The sequence below is a fragment of the Agrobacterium sp. 16-2014-1-2a genome (assembly GCF_053522705.1).
This window is the reverse complement of record NZ_JBNWBX010000004.1, coordinates 149064-168637: the sequence shown is the minus strand read 5'-3', so window position 1 is coordinate 168637 and position 19574 is coordinate 149064. Positions and strand designations below refer to the sequence as shown.

The following is a 19574-nucleotide window of genomic DNA, read 5'->3' as shown; positions in this document are numbered from 1 at the left end:
TCCGGTTCTTCAGCCCTTGAGGCCGGTATGGGCGAGGCCTTCGACAAACTGCTTCTGGGCAATCACGAAGACGATGAGCACGGGCAGCGCAGTAAGCGTCGCTGCGGCAAGCTGGATGTTCCACATCGGCCCGCCATAGGCGTCGGTATATTGCGTCAGTGCCTGCGGCAGCGTGAACATCTCGGCGCTGGAGAGAAAGACGATGGGTTCGAGGAACAGGTTCCAGGAATGCAGGAACGTAAAGATCGCGACCGAAGCAAGCGCCGGCTTCGCCAGCGGCAAGGCAATTTTGCGAAATATCTTGAAACGTCCAAGACCGTCGACGCGCGCCGCCTCCTCCAGTTCCCCCGGCAGTGTCACAAAAAACTGCCGCATGACGAAGGTGGCAAACACGCTTGGCGCCCCGAAAATCGGCACTAGGATCAGCGGCCAGTGGGTGTTGACCATGCCTGCCTTCAGGAACATCTGGAAGAGCGGCACGATCGTCACTTCGGACGGGATCAGCAGGCCAAGCAGCACGATCATGAAGATCACATTGGCGCCCGGAAACCGGATCCGTGCGAAGGCATAGCCTGCCATTGAGGAGATGATCATCGTGCCGATCGTCACCACAGCGGCAATGTAGGCGGAGTTCCAATATTGCCGCACGAAGGGCTGCAACTCGAACACCTTCGCATAGGTCGTCCAGTCGTGGCTCTGCGGTATGAGCTGCGGTGGGAAGGCGAAGATGTCGCTTATGGGCTTGATGGAGGAGGTAACCATCCACCAGGTTGGAAAGACGAAGGGGACAAGCAGCACGCACAGCAACCCGTAGAGCGCCACCTGCATGCGGGGGGAAAGGTCAGCTTTCATAAAAGACGATCCTCTTGCGCATCTGCCATTGGGCAAAGGTCAGCACGGCAACGATCAGAAACAGCAGGATGGACAGCGTCGAGCCGTAACCGAAGAAATGGAACTGGAAGGCCTGCTGATAGAGGTAGTAGACCAGCACCGTGGTCGACAGACCCGGCCCGCCCTGGGTCAAAACAGCGATCTGAGCAAAAACCTGTAACGAGCCGACAATGGTGATGATCGAGGTCAACAGGATCGTCGGGCTGATCAGCGGCAGGGTAATGCGGCGGAACTGTTTGAAGGCTGGCGCGCCGTCGATGCGGGCGGCCTCGTAGAGTTCCTTCGGCACGCCCTGAAGTGCCGCCAGAAACAGGATCATGTTGAGCCCGACATTCTTGAAGACCTGTACGACGATGACCGAAATCATCGCTGTCGTCTCCTCGCGCAGCCAGTTGGGGCCTTCGATGCCGACCATCAGCAACATGCCGTTGATGCCACCGTTCTTCTGCAGCAGGAAACCCCAAACGATCGTCCAGGCAACCAGAGACACGACGACGGGCGAGAAGAACAGCGTTCTGAATATCGCTATGCCGGCAAGCTTCTGGTTGAGCAGCACGGCAAGCAGCAGCGCCAGCGACAGGTTGAACACGACGAGGCCGGCGGAGAATATCCCGGTCGCGCCCAGCACCTCCAGAAGATTGCCATCTTCGATGAGCATCCGGTAGTTCTGCGCACCGGTATAGGTGAAGGTATTGGCGAGCACGTTCCACTCATGCAGCGAATACCAGAACACCAGCCCGAGCGGAATCAGCACGAAGATGATGATCCCGATCAGTTGCGGGGCGATGAACAGAAAGCCAGCGAGACTGTCGCGCCGCGCGATGGTCCAGAACGCCGATACCGGGCGATGCCGGGGACGGGTAATCTCCTGCGCGACAGCCATGGCTTTCTCCTCAGCGCTTCAGGAGCGGTGCGATCTGGCCGCAGATTTTTTGAAGCGCTCCCGCGACATCGGCCTCCGGCCGCCAGACCGCATCGAGGTTTGAGCGCACGATCTGCTGGATCTGGGCAAAGCCGGTGTGGCCGGGCATGACCTTGCCCTTGGCGATGCCTGATATGACGACCTTTTCGATCTGTTCCTGGCTGAGTAGCGGATTGGTTTTTTTCAACACCTCCGCATTCAACAGCGACTTGCGTGCCGAGGGGAAGAACTGGCTGAGCTTTGCCGAATTTTCCGGATTGGTCATGTAAGCAACAAATTCGGCCGCCGTCTGCGCATTCTTGCCAGACTGCATGACGCCGATGCCGGCCTGCCCGATCAGCGCGTATTCACCGGCCGGTCCTCTCGGCAGCGGCACGAGGTCCCAGCCGAAAGGCTTGTCGTTCGGCAAAAGCGAGGCCCGGCTGATCTGGGTAATGGTCATCGCGGCATTACCGGCGAAGAAATCGACCGTCTCGCCGGGGCCGGGCATGGCCTTCTTGCTGAAGATGGCATCATGGATGAACGATACAGCATCCGCCATCGGCTGTTCCGCCATGGTGCACGTTGCGCCATCTGCGCTCCAGGGCGATGCGCCCCAGCTGTTCCATACGGAGGTCAGATATTGCCAGCTCTGGTAATTGAAGTCGCGGACGACAAGCCCGCCCTTGCCGGATTTCGCGACCGCCGAGGCGGTGGCGATGGCGTTTTCCCAGGTCCATTCGCCGGCAGCGATCATCTCCGCCGGCGTCTTTGCACCTGCGGCCTTGATGAGATCATTGTTGACGAAGACCGCAAAGGGCGACGTCGAGAACGGATAGGCGAAGAGCTTTCCGTCCTGCGACCAGCGTTCCGTGGCCCCGGCGCTGACTTCGTCGAGATTGTAACCCTGAGCGGCCTTCAGCGTGTCGGTGAGCGGATAGAGCGCGCCTGATTTGACGAAATCATAGGCCGAGGTCTCGAAAATCCAGGCCATGTCAGGCGCATTGCCGCCCGCAATCTGGGTCGTGAGCGCAGTGGTATAGGTGTCGAAAGGCAGGGACTCATAGGTCACGCTGACATTTGGATGGTCCTTTTTGAAGCCGGCTGCGATGTCGTTGAACAGCTTTAGATGCGCCTCGTTGGCGCTCCAGATCGTCATGCGCAGCTTGACCGCATCCTGCGCCGCCGCTGCCCCTGCCAGCGCAAACGAGCCTATAAGGGCCAGCGCGCAGGCCGTGGTTTGCATTTTCCAATGACTATTCATTCCCAGTCCTCCTCCAAAGATGGGTTCGATCGAACGACAGTCCGCCGTCCTAATAGGCCGCGATATCCGGCCAGCGTATTTCAATGCCTTCGCGGGTCAGCGCCGTCTGGAAGGCATGAAGATGGTCATCGTCTTCCTGCACCTGATGCGGTGTGAGACCTTTTTCCAGGCAATAGGCCGCCAGCATTCCAGCCACTTCGCCGATATTCCATTCGACTGGATGCAGGCGGTAGCAGCCATTGGTGATATGCGTCGTGCCGATGTTCTTGCCCGCCGGAATAAGGTTCTTCACGCGCTCGGGTATGAGTGCGCCAAGCGGAATCTCGAACGGGCAGGAAGGCACATCGATATAGTTGTCGCCACCGGTCGATGGGTGCAGATCGATGCGGTACATGCCGATGCCGATGCTGTCGCGATAGCGGACAGCCCCCCTGTCACCGCGAACCGTGTAGGAAAGATCCTGTTCGACGATGCGCCTGACCGGCTTGATGCGGCGGCTTTCCCGGATATAGGGCGCCATGGCAAGGCCGTGTTCGGTGCCGGTAATATCGCCTCTGAGGCGCAGGCCGCGAAAACCCTGTCCGCCATCAAGGCGCGGCGCTTCGGTCTGCAACCAGTAAAACACCGAATAGGAAAGTTCGGCCGCCGCCTTCAGATGCCGCGCCTTTTCTTCTTCCGACACATCAATGATGGTGCCGTCCATGTAGTCGATCATCGGCCAGTTCACGAGGCAGATGTCGGACTTATAAAAACCTGGCGCAAAGTTCTTGCGTGCCGCGATGCGACGGAAAATCCAGAGGTTTTCATCGCCACCGCCTTTGCGCTGGTCGGCATCAACCAGCAACGGATCGTCGTCCGGATTGGGCGTGAAGGAGCGGGTCGTGTGTTCCAGCGTGCGCGGATGCGGCGCGGTGAAACCGAGCATCGGCCCACCCCAGAAATGCGGCTGGTACTTGCGCCAGTAGTCGTAATTATCAGGCTTGTCGATCGTCTGATCGCCGTCGACATGATCGATTGCAAAGCAGATCGACACGGCCTGCACATTATCAGGCTGGGCGCTGGCCGGCGCACTGGGCTCACCCGTGTCCGATTGCGCCTCGAACCCCTTGGCATATTCCGTGCCCGTCATCGGCAACAGATCGCCAAGCTCGGTGGCATCAAGAATGTAGTCGGCGGAAATGACGATCTCCGCTCCGCTGTCGCGATGACGCAGGGTGACCGAGCGCACCCGGTCGCCATCCACATCGGCAGCAACCGGCCGATAGGGCTTGAGCACCGTCAGCCGGTCGGCGCCGATATATGGCATAAGCATGCTTACCATCACCGCAAGGCTGACGCGCGGCTCGGCGCAGATGCGGCTGACCCAGCCGCCACCCGGATTGAGGTCACTCCAGGAGCGGGCGCCTTCCGTCAACGGATAATGGTCGCGGTAATATTGGCGCACGCCGTTGCGTAGTGCGCGATAAGAGCGGGTGATGCCGAACTGCTCGACCCAGCTATGTTCGTCCGATGGCACGGCCTGGCTGGTCAGCTGACCGCCGATCCAGTCATATTCCTCGGTCATGATCACGCGCTTTCCGGCGCGTGCGGCACCGAGGGCCGCCGCCACGCCGCCAAGGCCACCACCGACCACAAGAATGTCTGCTTGCATCTCTTTCACGTCGTCTCATCCGTTTTGTTGACTGGGGACTTATCTGGGGAGGCCACTGGAGCCGGCCCCAATGTTTCACCCTTGACGGGTTGGCACCTGAGTAGAATTTGACTTCCCGGGCTGCCGGTCTCGATGCGGTTCACCAGCATTGCGGTCGCCTGCCGGCCCATCTCTTCACGGGGAATTTCATAGGATGTGAAACGCACCGGGCTGCGGCCGGCACGAATATGGCTGCCAAGCACGACCATCGAAAACACGTCGGGCACCCCAATTCCGCGCTCCCGTGCCAAAGTCTCGACGCGCACCGCATCCGCCAGTTCTATGAAAAATGCCACCGTCGCGCCGCTTTCGATGATCGCGTCGAGGATCTTTTCGGCAGGCCGGTTTACCGCCTTTATGTGCAATGCAAGCGTCGCCGCCGTGCCGAGCGCATCACTGAAACCTCGCCAGCGGTCGGCAATCGATTCCGCCGGACCCGCAGGGCCGATATAGGCGAGTTTGGAATGCCCGAGCATCATGGCATCCTCAACAAGCTGCCGTGTGCCCGCGGCATAGTCGCCGCCAACATAGGGCACGGGCCCGCCAGCATCGTTGCGTCGGCCGATCGCCACGAATGGATAATCTTCCGAGACCAGCCGGGTAAGCTCCTTGCGGTCGAATTCACGGCCCAGGACCAGGCAGCCATCGGCGATCCGGAGCCTGTTGCCCTCGGAAAAAATCTTGCGGTTGTTGCCGACGCCGGCACTGGTCAGCAGCAGAAGATCGTATGCCTGCTGCTGCGCCTCTTCCTCGATGCCCAACAGGAACGGCGTAAAGAAGTCCGCCTGTGCGCTTGGAAAAGCAGGCTCGTAGGTGAAGACGCCGAGGATGCGATTAAGCCCCTTGGCCATGCGGCGCGCGATCGGGTCGGCGACATAACCCGTCTTGCGAATGACCGCCTGTACGCGTTCGCGTGTTTCAGCCGGGATACGTGCAATCGCGGTCGGCGCGCCGTTCAAAACAAGCGATACTGTTGCCTGACTGACGCCGGCAAGCTTCGCAATATCGTTCTGAGTAAGGCGTTTATGGCTGGTCACGCAATGCCCTCCCCGACATTCGTTGCCTGCTAATACGTATTAGCTGTTAATGCGTATTAGCATGGCCTCCCTACTCTGTGTCAAGAGGGGAAAGACACGCTTGCGGAGAGATGTTTTGACGAAGGCTTATGAGGCGGCCAGCCCGGCCTTATGACGGCCGCGCTGGGTTATGGGCTTTCATACCATCGGTAAATGGTGCCCGCTGCGGGTTCAGGGTACCGAAGGCGTCTTTGCGTCTGCAAGCTTTTGCTGGAGAAGCCAGGTCCACATCGCCTCATCGTCGAGCACTTTTGCCTCCACCTCTTCATGGTTCGTATCTTCAAAAACCGTCAGCCGCACATTACGTTTCAGTTCCTGGAGACGCTGAACGAGGACAACAGTATCGGACAAAGGAATCACCTCATCCCTTGAGCCGTGAAAGGCCCAGAATGCTGTCTTTTCATTGGTGCGGTTGAGGTAATGGCGGATGCCGCCACCGGCAATTGGGACGACCGCAGCAAAAGTTTGTGGAAACTGCTCGGCCATTGACCAGGCGCCGAACCCTCCCCGGCTATATCCAATCAGATAGATACGGCTGCGGTCCACCCGATGATCCGCCACAACGGAAGCCAGGACGCTTGCGACACGTTCGATCGGATAAAGCAGTTCCTCGCTCGGATTTTGTGGCGAAAACACCATGAAAGGAAAATCACGGCCCCCTTCGATCAATTTTGGCAGACCGTTGCGGCGCAGCTTTTCGACGTCGCTCCCGCCCTGATCGCCGCCATGCAGCCATACCACGAGAGGATAGGTTTTGTCCGAACCGGCATAGTCTTTGGGCGTATAAAGCAGATAATTGATATCCGACGCGATCGTGGCGTCAGACCTCATGGCCTTCTGCTCGGCAAACGCAAATGTCGATGTGGCCAGTGCCGCAACAGCGATCAGGCATAGTTTAAGATGCTTCATGCTTTTGTCCTCCCAACAAACACGTCTTCCAAGACGCGACTGGTGAACTCATCAGCCGCCGGGTTGGTTCAGTGGTTTGAAAAGCATGCCGGTCAACACGCCATGCGGAACCCGATTGAGGCTGCGACTATCGATCAGCCAGGCTTGTCCACCGCAGTGTGGAGGACAGAGACATGCGTTCATTATTTGTTCTGGCCTGCTGTTTGAGTTTTTGCTAATCATTGCAACAAGAGTGCTTTTGAAAAATGCCGTCTTCGTGCGGATAGGCAAATATCAAGGATGCAGGCATGGCGGTTGCCTATCTGGACAAACTGAACGAGCAGCAACGCAAGGCCGTGGAACATGGCGTTGGGCCTTCAGGCGGACACACGGCGGGACCGTTGCTGATTATCGCCGGTGCCGGTTCCGGCAAGACCAATACGCTGGCGCACCGGGTGGCGCATCTGATCGTTAATGGCGCTGATCCTCGCCGCATCCTGCTGATGACGTTTTCACGGCGTGCCGCTTCCGAAATGTCGCGTCGTGTCGAGCGTATCTGCAAGCAGGTCATCGGCGCTAACGCCGGAGCCCTCACGGATGCGATGACCTGGTCCGGCACGTTTCACGGGATCGGCGCGCGCCTCTTGCGAATCTATGCGGAACAGATTGGACTGGACGTGGATTTCACGATCCACGACCGCGAAGACAGCGCTGATCTGATGAACCTTGCCCGACACGAACTGGGTTTCTCCAAGACCGAGAGCCGTTTTCCGACAAAGGGCACCTGCCTTGCGATCTATTCGCGCGCCGTCAATTCACAAACGCCGCTGAAAGAAATCCTGCGCCAGCACTATCCATGGGTGTCCAGCTGGGAAGAAGAACTCAAGCAATTATTCGCCGCCTATGTGGAGGCCAAGCAGGCCCAGAACGTTCTCGATTACGACGATCTTCTGCTCTACTGGGCCCAGATGGTCAGCGATCCCGACCTTGCAGGCGATATCGGCAATCGTTTCGACCACGTGATGGTCGACGAATATCAGGATACCAACCGGCTGCAGGCCGCGGTGCTGATGGCACTGAAGCCGGGCGGTCGCGGGTTGACCGTGGTGGGTGACGATGCCCAGTCGATCTATTCGTTCCGGGCAGCAACGGTGCGCAATATCCTTGATTTTCCGGCATCTTTCAGCCCGCCTGCCGATATTATCACCCTTGATCGCAACTATCGCTCGACACAGCCGATACTGGCTGCCGCCAATGGTGTCATCGACCTTGCCCGTGAGCGATTCACCAAAAACCTCTGGACCGAACGACAGTCACTCGAGCGGCCGAAGCTCGTGACAGTAAAAAGCGAAACCGAGCAGGCGAACTTCATTATCGACCAGGTGCTGGCCAATCGTGAGACCGGCATGACGCTGAAGCAACAGGCCGTGCTGTTTCGCACCTCCAGTCATAGCGGGCCGCTTGAAGTTGAACTTACACGCCGCAACATTCCCTTCGTCAAATTTGGCGGCCTGAAGTTTCTCGACAGTGCCCATGTAAAGGACATGCTGGCGGTATTGCGGTTCGCGCAAAACCCGCGCGACCGCGTCGCAGGTTTCAGGCTACTTCAGATGCTGCCGGGTATCGGGCCGAAGAAAGCCGGCAATATTCTCGATACGATTGCGGCAGACCCGGAACCTCTGCTCGCCCTTGCCGAAATTCCGCCGCCACCCAAAACCGGTGATGACTGGGTATCCTTCGTGCAGTTGCTGGCGAACATGCGAAAATCGCACGGCGGCTGGCCATCAGATATCGAGCAGGCGCGGCTCTGGTACGAGCCCCACCTCGAACGCATCCATGTGGATGCCGAGACGCGGAAGGCCGATTTGCTGCAACTCGAGCAGATTGCCGGCGGCTATCCTTCCCGCGAACGCTTCCTCACCGAACTGACGCTCGATCCACCGGATGCCACCAGCGATCAGGCAGGCGTGCCGCTGCTCGATGAGGATTACCTGACGCTTTCAACCATTCATTCGGCGAAAGGCCAGGAATGGCGCTCCGTCTTTATCCTGAACGTGGTCGATGGCTGCATACCCTCCGATCTGGGCGTCGGCTCCACGCATGAAGTAGAGGAGGAACGCCGGTTGCTCTATGTCGCCATGACTCGCGCCAAGGACAGTCTGTCACTGATAACCCCGCAACGGTTCTTCACCCATGGCCAGAACGCGCAGGGCGACCGGCATGTCTATGCCGCTAGAACCCGCTTCATACCGGCAACTTTGCTGCAGTTCTTTGAAACCGCCACCTGGCCCCTGGTTTCGGCCGCAGCCTCCGAGCGCAGCGCACAGCAGATCCGCATCGATGTAGGCGCGCGGATGCGGGCGATGTGGAAATAGGGAAGATCGTATAGGCTGGAACGATGGATAACACGGCTGTTCGAAAGATCATCCATATCGACATGGATGCCTTTTATGCATCGGTGGAGCAACGCGACAACCCCGCACTTCGCGGCCTGCCCGTCGCCGTCGGCGGATCGGCCGCACGAGGCGTGGTGGCTGCGGCAAGTTACGAGGCGAGAACCTTCGGCGTGCATTCAGCCATGCCGTCCGTCACTGCCAAACGGAAATGCCCGGATCTGATCTTCGTACCGCCACGCTTCGAGGTATACCGGCAGGTGTCGCAACAGATACGCGAGATATTTGCCGAATATACCCCGCTGATCGAGCCGCTATCGCTCGACGAAGCCTATCTCGATGTCACCGAAAACCTGAAAGGCATGGAGATCGCCACCGAAATTGCGCTGGAGATCCGCGCAAAAATCAAGGCGGTCACCAGCCTCAATGCATCTGCCGGCATCTCCTACAACAAATTTCTGGCCAAGATGGCAAGCGACCTGAACAAACCGAATGGCCAGGCTGTCATCACGCCAAAGAATGGGCCTGGCTTTGTTGAAGCCCTGGCCGTCAAGAAATTCCATGGCGTAGGACCCGCCACGGCCGAGCGCATGAAACGGCACGGCATCGAAACAGGACTCGATCTCAAGTCGAAATCACTCGGTTTTCTGCAACAGCATTTCGGGAAGTCCGGCCCTTATTTCTACAACATCGCCCGCGGCATCGATGAACGGCAGGTCAAGCCCGATCGCATCCGCAAATCTGTCGGCGCCGAGGACACATTCGTCGAGGATATCGACGATCTCGACTTGGCGAAGGCGGAGCTTGGCCCTTTGGCTCAGAAAGTCTGGCGTTATTGCGAGGCCCACGACATCACGGGAAAGACGGTGACCGTGAAAATCAAATATTCGGATTTCAGCCAGGCGACACGCAGCAAAACAGTGTCGGGAGCCGTGTCTGACCTCGCAACGATCCAAGAGATGTCAGAGACCCTGCTTGCCTCCGTCTTTCCATTCAAACGTCCGGTAAGGCTGTTGGGGATTACCCTTTCCTCGCTGAGCACCGAAGAGAGTGAAGAGGAAGCGCAGCTCGCGCTTGGCCTGTGATGCCCCTGTCCCGAAAACGAAAAAGCCCGCCGCGGGAGGAGGTGCGGCAGGCTTTCCGAAATTTCGAACAACGGCTGGGAGGAGGAGTGCCATTGTTCACAAGACAACCCTTGGGAGGAGGATAGGGTCATCTCAATCCGAAGCTTTGCGGGAGGAGGTGCATCGCTTCGATGAAAATAAGATACCCGGTTTTACCGCATATTAAATAGGCTTTAATGCAGCGCAGCCATGCAAGAAACGCACGAGTCTGCTTTCATCAGCAGCGGCAAGACCCAGATGGACTGCGCCGCCTGTACCCTTAGAATTTCACGCTGGCCGTGAGGCTGACGTTGAAGGGCTCGCCGACAGCATTGGCGTAGCTAGTGGAGCCAATGGATGAGGTATAATAGCTTTTGTCGAAGATGTTCTTCAGATTGAGCTGTAGGGTCACCGGTTTCTCCAGCTGAAGCGTATAGGTCGCAAAGGCGTCGAAGACGGCATAACCCGGCAGGTCATAGGAATTGTCGTTGATGCCGGCACGCTGGCCGACGGCCCGCACTCCTCCGCCGATCCGCAGCGTGTTGCCGTTCGGCCCGACCTCACCGACATCATAGGCAAGAAACAGCGAGCCGGTGTGACGCGCGACATTCGGCAAGCGCTTGCCGGCATAGGTGGAATCTTCGAGAACGAGAGCGTCCGTATAGGCATAACTTGCGATTAGATCGAGACTATCGGTAAGGTTGCCGGCAATATCCACCTCCACCCCGCGCGAGCGAACGAGACCGGCGGCCTTCACCGTCGACACACCGCCTACATCCTCCGAATAGGCGACATTGCGCTTGCGGGCATTAAACAAAGCAATATTGGCATTCAAACCGGTGAACAGCTCGAACTTGGCGCCCACCTCATAGGAAATGCCGTCCTCCGGATCTAGCCCGCCATAATAGGCTCCGATCGAGGATTGCGGGCGGAAGGTTTTCGCCACATTGGCATAAAGGGATGCATCCGGCGTGATCTTGTAGACGAGACCGGCATTGGGAATGAGTTCGCCGCCATTGTTCTGGGTGTTGACGACGAAGGGGCGGCCTTTGCTGGCATAGATGTCGTAATACTGGTAGCGCAAACCGCCGACAGCGATCCATTGATCGCCCAGATGCACGGCATCCTGCATATAGATCGAAGCAGTGGAAAGCTCCTCCGTCTGGTCGCTGTCGACGTCCCTGACCGTCGTGCACGCCGGCAACCTGCCGTAAACGGGATTGTTAATGTTGAAATTCGAGGAATTTGCGCATCGCAACATGTTGGTGCGCAGCGTGTCGCTGTAATCGTAGGACATGCCGAACAGCAGATCGTTGCGCAGGCCACCAATATCAGCCTCACCGGTCAGGTCAGCGCGGGCCGCGTGGTTGTAGATGGTGGAATATTGCGTGGCGTCAGCGCGCCGCGTCACCTGCCCCGTGCGGGAATTGTAACCCATCACGCGGGCCTGGTTGTCGGAATATTCGTTTTGGCTATAGGCGTAGTTCAGCGACAGTTTCCAGTCTTCGGACAATTGGCGGTCTATTGAGATACTCGCCAGATCGGATTTGCCATCGGTGATGTTATAGGCCTCGTCCAGCCTGAGACGTAGGCTGACATTGATTGCCTTTCCTGTCGCCGGATCGAAGATCGTGCCGCGATCGAAGGGCACGCTGTAATCCTCATGCATATAGGAAACCGTAATGTCGGTATCCTCGCCGCTCCATTTTAGCGAGGGTGCGATCAGCCAGTTCTTTTTCTCACCAAAATTGCGCCAGTAGTCGCTGTTCTCCCCCTGACCGATCAGGCGATAGGAAAAATCCGTTCCCGCAATAGGTCCGGTCACATCGAAACCGCCGGATGTACCATACTTGCCCGCCCCAAAGGCTGAGAAGCGCGAATAGGCTTCGGCGGAGAAAATTTCTTCAGGCTCCTTCGTCACGACATTCACCATGCCGCCCGGATCGAGAATGCCGTAGAGCGTGGATGCCGGCCCTTTCAGCACTTCCACTCGCTCCGCCATATCGTTGAAGGAATGCGGCAATGCGGTCTTTAGCCCGTTGATGAGGATCGAGCCGTCGCGATTGTCACCAAAACCACGGCGGATAACGGCATCCTGCGTGCCGCCCAGCGTGTTTGACTGGGTAACGCCACTGACATTGGCGAGCGCATCATCCAGCGAGCGCGCCTGCTGGTCGCGAAGCACTTCATTGGTCACGACGTTGACCGATTGCGGAATATCGAGGATCGGCGTCTCGGTGCGCGTCGCAGTGCCCGTGGTTATCGGCTGATAGCCGCGTGCGCCTTTTTTGACGTCGGCATTGACGGTTATCGTCTCAAGCACGGTCGTCCCGTCGGCATTTTTCTTCGGTGCCGTGTTCTCCTGCGCAAAAGCAGGCAGGGCAGCTCCGGCCAGAAGCAACGCCAACAGCGCTCGCGAGCCTACCTGAATGATCATCGAACCGTCATGCATCTGTCTTGTCCCCGGCTGCCCCTTACGTCATCGCGACGATGATGCACCGCTCTTTCAATTGATGAATGTAGTAGTCAACTTTAATTCAGCTTGTGACGGGCGAAACATCTGGCGAATGCGCGCTCCCTCATGCCTCCACAGTTCTGATTCGAGCTCAAGATCGTCGCTTTTTGTGCAAATCACCGCGTAAAAACCGGCTTTTCGAAAGCTGTATACTTGACTACTACAGTCATCAATAATTCTGGTGGCGGCTTATTCAAACGGGGAAGATCTTGGACGACGGTGGCAAAAATAGACGCGCGGACATACGTCTTGCGGCCAAGGCAATTGAGTTTGCCTATGGCGACACGCCCGTGCTTGCCGACGTGTCCATAGACGTTGCCCCGAACCGATTCACCGTTCTGCTCGGTCCGAACGGGTCGGGAAAATCGACGCTTCTCTCCGCACTTGCCCGCCTGCACCGCCCGGCAAGCGGCTATATCCTTCTCGACGGCCGCGACATATTTCATCATCCCACACGGGAGGTGGCAAAGCGGCTGGGCATGCTGGCACAGCAGAACCACGCGCCGGAAGGGCTTTCGGTCTTCGATCTCGTCTCCCGTGGCCGCTACCCGCATCAGGGATTTTTGAAGCAGTGGAGCGAGGAAGACGCGGACGCAGTGGACGAGGCACTTTCTGTGACCGGAATGTCAGGCCTTGCTGAAAGAGCAATCGACAGCCTCTCCGGCGGCCAGCGCCAGCGCGCGTGGATCGCCATGGCGCTCGCGCAGCAGACAGATATCATCCTGCTGGACGAACCGACGACATTTCTGGATCTGCATCACCAGATAGAGGTGCTGGATATGCTGACTGGCCTCGTCACCCACCACAACCGCACGATCGTTGCCGTGTTGCATGATATTAATCTCGCCCTGCAATATGCCGATCACCTGATTTTTCTAAAGGATGGACGGTTGCGGCACCGGCTCGAAACAGCGACGCTGTGCGATGCCCAAATCATCTCGGACGTTTTCGACATGCCTGTCGCCCAGCTCACGCATCCGGTAACGGCGAGGCCGGTATTTCTTCCCCTGCCCGGACGGACTGGCGCGGCATGATGTTCGCCAGGATGAGCTACAGCAAGCCCGCCATGCAGGAAAAGGCCTATGGCCGCGCGCTTGCGGCAACACTGCTTATGCTTCTGGCCATGCTGCTTCTGATTCTGGCACATATTGGCTCTGGCCCGCGCGCCATTGCCCCACATGTTCTGAATGACCTGATATTTTCCTACGACGCCCGCAATTTTGACCAGCAGGTTTTGCTGCGTCTGCGGCTTCCGCGTCTGCTCGCGGCGCTGCAAGCCGGCGCCTGCCTTGGAGTGGCAGGGCTTTTGTTGCAGACCCTGCTTCGAAACCCGCTGGGCGAGCCGCATATTCTGGGATTAAATGCGGGCGCGAGCCTCGCGGTCGTCGCGGCGACCGTGACGCCGCTGGGGTTAATAGCAACGCCGGCCTTGCGCCCTGTGCTGGCGGCCACCGGCGCAGGCATCAGCTTCTCACTCGTCCTTCTGCTCGCATCCGCCGGACGGCAGGGTCTGACGCCAGCAAAACTCGTCTTTTGCGGCATCTCGCTGTCGACGCTTGCCGGAACCCTTACCTCCGCCATCCTCATTCTCAACGAGGAAACATTACAGCAGATGCGCTTCTGGCTGGTTGGCGATACGGCAGGCATTTCGATGGCAGCCGTCGCCGCCGCCCTGCCGGCCGCCATTATCGCACTTCTCCTTGCATTCGCCGTCGCGCCGCGGCTCGATCTGCTCGCTTTGGGTGACACCACCGCCACAACGCTTGGCGTACCTGTCCGCTCGACCCGGATCTTGGCGCTTACCGCAATATCGCTGTTCTGTGGCGCGGCCATAGCCGTCACCGGGCCTGTCGGTTTCGTCGGTCTGGTGGTGCCACCACTCGTGTCGCGGCTAAAAACGGGGCGGCTTCTGCTTGCCATTCCCATAGCCGCGCTCGGCGGCGCGGTTTTACTGATCGCCGCCGATCTCGCCGCCCGCCTGATCCTTGCACCAACGGAACTGCCGACTGGGGCAATGACCGGCCTTGTCGGGGCGCCGGTCTTTCTCTGGTTGGTGCGCAGGGTGCTTAAATGAACCGTTACAGGGTCATCAGACTGGCGCATTTTTCAATTCGCCTCTTGCCGCAGCGGCTGGTTTTTCTGGTGACGCTTACCCTTTGCCTTACGCTTGTCGCCGTCTGGTCGCTTACCGCCGGCAGCCAATATATCCCGGCCTCCTCCCTGTGGTCTTTATTGACCGCTGGAAATAATCATCCCGCCTCGAATGACGCCGTGATGCTTCTCGACTTTCGTTTTTCGCGTCTGGCGCTTGCCATGGTCTCCGGCGCCATGCTGGGCGTTGCCGGTGCCATCATGCAAGCGACCACACGCAACAGTCTTGCCGACCCGGGCCTGCTCGGCGTGCGCGAAGGCGCGTTGCTCGCGGTGCTGGGCTGCCTGTTTTTGTTGCCATCCCTGCCGGTGATATTACGCCCCCTGGCCGGTATCGCCGGGGGGATGGCGAGTGCTGCAATCGTCTTTTCGCTTTCCGGTGTCACCTCACGGCTGCGCTTCGTTCTGACGGGCATCGGCTTCTCATGGTTTTTATCAGCTTTGCTGCTTATCCTTATGGCATCGCTTGATATCCGCAATTTGCAGACGGCGATGATCTGGATGGTAGGAAACCTGCAAGGCGCATCCTGGAGCGCCGTCTCCATCCTTTCAGCCATCCTGGCCATCACCCTTTGTCTTGTTCTCCTCACCGCCCGCGCCGCCGATGTTCAGGCGCTCGGCGACAATAATGCAGCGGCACTCGGCGTTCACACCCGCTGGCTATCAGCGCTGCATGCCATCCTTGCGGTCGTTCTCACCGCGTCCTGTATCTCCTTTATCGGCAGCATCGGTTTTGTCGGCCTGATCGGCCCGCATATCGCCCGACTTTTGCTGCCGGGCAGCTCCAATACCGGGCTTGTTATGGGCGCGGGTTTGGCAGGAGCGACGCTGGTTGCAATTGCCGATACGATTGCCCGAACCGCTTTTTCACCGCTGGAATTGCCGACCGGGCTCGTTCTTTCGGCCGTGGGCGCCCCCACGCTTCTTACCCTTCTTTGGTTTCACCGGCACCGCCTATAGGTCATTCATGCGCAATACCATTCTCGCTTTCGTTTCAACCGCCGGACTTCTTCTGGGGGTATGCGTTGCTCACGCGGAGGGCAGCCGGACCTTTACCGACGACCTCGGCCGCACCGTGTCTGTCCCCTTACAGCCGAAACGTATCGTCGCCCTGCACGACATCGATCTCACCATCCCGCTGATAGAATTGGGTGTGATACCGGTGGGTAGCCATGGCCGCATGGGTGGAGACGGCAAACCCTACCTGCGCTCCAGCGCCATTCTGACCGGTGTCGATTTCGACAATAGCGACATCGCCTATATCGGCTCCATCAACGCCGATCTGGAAGCGATAGTCGCCCTCAAGCCCGATCTCATCCTGACCGAACCGGACCGCCCCACCCCTATCGAAAAACTGGAACAGATTGCCCCGACCGTCGCCATCGACAATACGAAGGACGGCGCGCCGCATATCTACAGGGTGCTGGCTGAACTGACCGGCACGCAGGCGCGACTTGCCGTTCTGGACCGACGCTACCGGGCGCAGATCGAAGCGCTGAAGGCATCGGTCGATACCGGCGCGAGCACTGTCTCTGTGTTCCAGCCACTGAATGGCAAGATTAGCGTCTACCATACGTATCGTGCGCTCGGCCGGGTGCTGCGAGATGCCGGTTTTCGTTTCCCAGCCATCATCGACGATATTCCAGACGGCGAGCGCATCGAGATCAGCGCAGAGCGTTTGCCGGAGCTCGACGCCGACTTCATTTTCGATCCCTATCGTTCCGATACCGGCGCTTCTCCGCAGGCCGAAATCGACATGATGGAAGCTGTAATGCCGGGTTTCTGCAATTTTCTGCAGGCCTGCCGCAACGGTCGCTACATCCTTCTGCCGCGGGAGGAGGCAATCTCCAACTCCTACGCCGCCCTCAGCCTCATGGTCTCCGCCATCCAGTCGCATCTCACGGTAAGGCCCACGGCTGAAAAGTAGGGGGAACGATTGCCGCGACAAAAGCGCTTGCCTGGGAGCTTGGCGCACTGCTAATCCGTGAAGAAGAGTAAGAAACTCACCTTCACGGAAAGTCCCATGACGACTGGCGAGACCCGTACATCAAGGCCTAGACATACAGACCGTTTCGGTGAGCAACTACGCAAGCGCCGCGACCGTCTTTCGCCAGGGCTGCTTGCCGTTGCCGAATATATTGACGGCCACCGCCATGCCGTTCTCGGTAAATCGGCGCTGGAGATCGGCTTTGAGACCAATACCTCCGATGCGACGGTCATTCGCGCCATTCAGGCACTTGGGTTTCAGGGGCTAGTCGACCTCAAGGAAACTCTGGAGGCCTATCTCGGCGTGACGGATTCGCCGGTTGAAAAATTGGCCGCTACCACGAAATCCATTTCGGGCAACTGCGACGCGGCAATCGACTTCGTTCTCGAGAACCAGAAAAACGCGCTGGAAATGCTGGCCACTGTGGAAAACCGCGACGCCATGGCCGCCGCCGTGCGTCTTCTGGCGGAAGCACACGGCATCGGTGTCCTCGGCATCGGAGCCTCCGGCGTCATCGCCACCTATGCCGCCCGGCTGTTCCAGCGCTCAGGCGTTCGCTCCTATGCGCTGAACGCCACCGGCATTACGCTTGCCGAACAATTGCTCGACCTTGAAAACGGCCACGTCCTCATCATGCTCCTGCACGGCCGCGCCCACCGCGAAGCCCAAACCGCAATCGCTGAGGCTGGTCGCCTCGACATCCCGATTATCATGCTGCTCGGCCAGGAAGACAGCGTTCTCAAAAAACACGCCAACGCTTATCTCCTGCTGCCCCGTGCAAAGAACGAAGGGGTAGCACTACACGCCCCATCCTTCATCGCCATGGAAACCATGGCGCTCGCCCTCTCCGCTGCCCGTCCCGATCGAAGCCTTGAGACACTGGAAAGGCTGGTGGAACTGAGAACGTCGATCAGGCCGCACAAGCGGACATAGTGTCGAGGCGAGGTTCGGACCGGCAAGCTATCCGTTATACTCCCTGTCGGAGACGAGATACTCTTGTGTGGTAGACTGATAAAGCGTTATTGACTGTCCGAAGCGATGAAGTCATATCACCGTAAGCAGGCAGACCAGACAGGATCCGCGACGTGCAGGTAGAAGCATTCTCGATATCAGGCTTAAAAAAGATAACTCCAGCTCGGTTTGGAGACAGCAGGGGTTACTTCAGCGAAGTTTTCAAACGGGAATGGTTTCGCGAGAATGTCTCGGATGTCGAATTCGTGCAGGACAATGAATCTCTGTCCGCGCAGGCCGGAACTGTTCGTGGCCTTCACTTCCAGACGCAACCCTTCGCACAGGGCAAACTCGTCCGCTGCCTTCGTGGACGACTATTGGACGTTGCGGTTGATATCAGAACCGGATCACCCACGTTCGGACAATGGACCGCCGTTGAGCTTTCACCGGAAAACGGCGAGCAGCTGTGGGTTCCGGCAGGCTTTGCCCACGGTTTCATGACGCTGGTTGACGACACCGTTATCTCATACAAGGTGACAGCTCCCTATAGCGCCGTCCATGATCGCGGTGTCAAATGGGATGATCCCGCCATCGGCATCAACTGGCCAAAGATGGACAGTTGCGTGCTTTCCGACAAGGATGCCAAGCAGCCGTCTCTGTCCGAATTGCCTGAATATTTCACCTATCAAAAAACTGGAAATTGATGATGCGCGTTCTAGTCACCGGCGGCGCCGGATTTATCGGGTCGGCCCTTGTGCGCTATCTCGTAAGCGAGGTCGGCGCGGATGTTCTCACAGTCGACAAGCTGACCTACGCGGGAAATCTGGCTTCACTGAAGCCTATCGAAAACGCGCCAAACCACCGCTTTCTTCAGGCGGATATATGCGACCGTGCCGCAATGAATGACGCTTTCGCGACATTTCAGCCGGACTACGTGATGCATCTGGCGGCCGAAAGCCATGTCGATCGCTCCATCACCGGCGCGGCTGATTTTATTCAGACCAATATCAATGGCACTTTCACGATGCTGGAAGCAGCGCGGCAATATTGGAACGGTCTTGTCGAAGACGCAAAATCAGCCTTCCGCATGCTTCACGTCTCCACCGACGAGGTCTACGGTTCGCTCGGAGAGCATGGCCTCTTCGAAGAAACAACGCCCTACGATCCCTCGTCGCCCTATTCCGCTTCAAAAGCCGCAAGCGACCATCTCGCCACGGCATGGCAGCGGACCTATGGCCTTCCGGTCGTGATTTCCAACTGCTCCAACAATTACGGGCCATTCCACTTCCCGGAAAAACTCATTCCGCTGATTATCCTAAACGCCTTGGAAGGCAAGCCGCTTCCGGTCTATGGAAACGGCGCTAACATCCGCGACTGGCTTTATGTGGAAGACCACGCCCGCGCTCTGTGGCTCATTGTCCAGACGGGGCTCGCCGGCGAAAAGTACAATGTCGGCGGTAGAAACGAGCAGAAGAACATCGATGTTGTGAATTGCATCTGCTCCATTCTGGACGAACTGCGCCCGCAGTCAAAGCCTTATGCCGAGCTTATCAAATACGTCACGGATCGCCCTGGTCACGATGCCCGCTACGCTATCGACGCAACAAAGCTCGAAACGGAACTGGGTTGGAAAGCACAGGAAAATTTTGCGACTGGAATTCGCAAGACCGTTGAATGGTACCTCGACAATGAATGGTGGTGGGAGCCGCTGCGTCAAGGCGTCTACTCAGGTGAGCGCCTCGGCGTTCTGACGAAGGACTGAAC

General features: G+C 58.2%; 16 protein-coding genes. 9 read left to right on the top strand and 7 right to left on the bottom strand.

What is annotated here, in order from left to right; genetic code table 11:
• Positions 1-9 precede the first annotated feature (9 nt).
• The 6 genes from ACQZ45_RS14955 to ACQZ45_RS14930 all read right to left on the bottom strand — a co-directional run bounded on the left by ACQZ45_RS14955 (position 10) and on the right by ACQZ45_RS14930 (position 6731).
• Positions 10-852, bottom strand: a complete 843-nt coding sequence (locus ACQZ45_RS14955; protein WP_035200343.1) for a carbohydrate ABC transporter permease — start codon at positions 850-852, stop codon at positions 10-12.
• A complete protein-coding gene (locus tag ACQZ45_RS14950; RefSeq protein WP_111789927.1) occupies positions 842-1774 on the bottom strand; it encodes a carbohydrate ABC transporter permease in 933 nt (310 codons plus the stop codon). Before ACQZ45_RS14950 ends, ACQZ45_RS14955 begins: the two co-directional genes overlap by 11 nt.
• Positions 1775-1784: 10 nt before the next feature.
• A complete protein-coding gene (locus ACQZ45_RS14945; RefSeq protein WP_448742328.1) occupies positions 1785-3056 on the bottom strand; it encodes an ABC transporter substrate-binding protein in 1272 nt (423 codons plus the stop codon).
• A gap of 49 nt (positions 3057-3105) precedes the next feature.
• Positions 3106-4707 (bottom strand): FAD-dependent oxidoreductase, encoded by a 1602-nt coding sequence (locus ACQZ45_RS14940; RefSeq protein ID WP_448742373.1) that lies wholly within the window; start codon positions 4705-4707, stop codon positions 3106-3108.
• Positions 4708-4712: 5 nt separating this feature from the next.
• The gene (locus ACQZ45_RS14935; protein ID WP_448742327.1) at positions 4713-5783 is read right to left on the bottom strand and encodes a LacI family DNA-binding transcriptional regulator; all 1071 of its coding nucleotides are present in this window, start codon (positions 5781-5783) and stop codon (positions 4713-4715) included.
• 210 nt (positions 5784-5993) lie between these two features.
• Positions 5994-6731 (bottom strand): carboxylesterase family protein, encoded by a 738-nt coding sequence (locus ACQZ45_RS14930; RefSeq protein WP_448742326.1) that lies wholly within the window; start codon positions 6729-6731, stop codon positions 5994-5996.
• Between the two features lie 287 nt (positions 6732-7018).
• Here ACQZ45_RS14930 and ACQZ45_RS14925 point away from each other — a divergent pair, with 287 nt between their 5' ends.
• Both ACQZ45_RS14925 and dinB read left to right on the top strand, forming a co-directional pair.
• Entirely contained in the window at positions 7019-9085 is a 2067-nt protein-coding gene (locus ACQZ45_RS14925) for an ATP-dependent helicase (protein WP_448742325.1), read from the top strand.
• Positions 9086-9108: 23 nt separating this feature from the next.
• Entirely contained in the window at positions 9109-10188 is a 1080-nt protein-coding gene (gene dinB / locus ACQZ45_RS14920; RefSeq protein ID WP_076846020.1) for a DNA polymerase IV, read from the top strand.
• A 298-nt stretch (positions 10189-10486) separates the two neighbouring features.
• Here dinB and ACQZ45_RS14915 read toward each other — a convergent pair whose 3' ends face one another.
• On the bottom strand, positions 10487-12658 hold the full coding sequence (locus ACQZ45_RS14915; protein WP_448742324.1) for a TonB-dependent siderophore receptor: 2172 nt from the start codon (positions 12656-12658) through the stop codon (positions 10487-10489).
• Positions 12659-12930: 272 nt separating this feature from the next.
• On the opposite strand from ACQZ45_RS14915, the gene ACQZ45_RS14910 reads away from it, so the two are divergent.
• The 7 genes from ACQZ45_RS14910 to rfbB all read left to right on the top strand — a co-directional run bounded on the left by ACQZ45_RS14910 (position 12931) and on the right by rfbB (position 19572).
• Positions 12931-13755, top strand: coding sequence for an ABC transporter ATP-binding protein (locus tag ACQZ45_RS14910; protein WP_448742323.1), 825 nt, complete (start codon positions 12931-12933; stop codon positions 13753-13755).
• On the top strand, positions 13752-14795 hold the full coding sequence (locus ACQZ45_RS14905) for a FecCD family ABC transporter permease (RefSeq protein WP_448742322.1): 1044 nt from the start codon (positions 13752-13754) through the stop codon (positions 14793-14795). The genes ACQZ45_RS14910 and ACQZ45_RS14905 overlap by 4 nt, the downstream gene beginning before the upstream one ends.
• Positions 14792-15832 (top strand): FecCD family ABC transporter permease, encoded by a 1041-nt coding sequence (locus tag ACQZ45_RS14900; RefSeq protein WP_448742321.1) that lies wholly within the window; start codon positions 14792-14794, stop codon positions 15830-15832. Before ACQZ45_RS14905 ends, ACQZ45_RS14900 begins: the two co-directional genes overlap by 4 nt.
• A 7-nt stretch (positions 15833-15839) precedes the next feature.
• Positions 15840-16799 carry an ABC transporter substrate-binding protein gene (locus tag ACQZ45_RS14895; protein WP_448742320.1) on the top strand — a complete coding sequence of 320 codons (960 nt, stop codon included), beginning with the start codon at positions 15840-15842 and terminating at the stop codon, positions 16797-16799.
• A gap of 96 nt (positions 16800-16895) precedes the next feature.
• On the top strand, positions 16896-17792 hold the full coding sequence (locus tag ACQZ45_RS14890) for a MurR/RpiR family transcriptional regulator (protein ID WP_448742319.1): 897 nt from the start codon (positions 16896-16898) through the stop codon (positions 17790-17792).
• 152 nt (positions 17793-17944) lie between these two features.
• Positions 17945-18514 (top strand): dTDP-4-dehydrorhamnose 3,5-epimerase, encoded by a 570-nt coding sequence (gene rfbC / locus ACQZ45_RS14885; RefSeq protein ID WP_112199234.1) that lies wholly within the window; start codon positions 17945-17947, stop codon positions 18512-18514.
• A gap of 2 nt (positions 18515-18516) precedes the next feature.
• Positions 18517-19572 (top strand): dTDP-glucose 4,6-dehydratase, encoded by a 1056-nt coding sequence (gene rfbB / locus ACQZ45_RS14880; protein ID WP_448742372.1) that lies wholly within the window; start codon positions 18517-18519, stop codon positions 19570-19572.
• Positions 19573-19574: the final 2 nt, after the last annotated feature.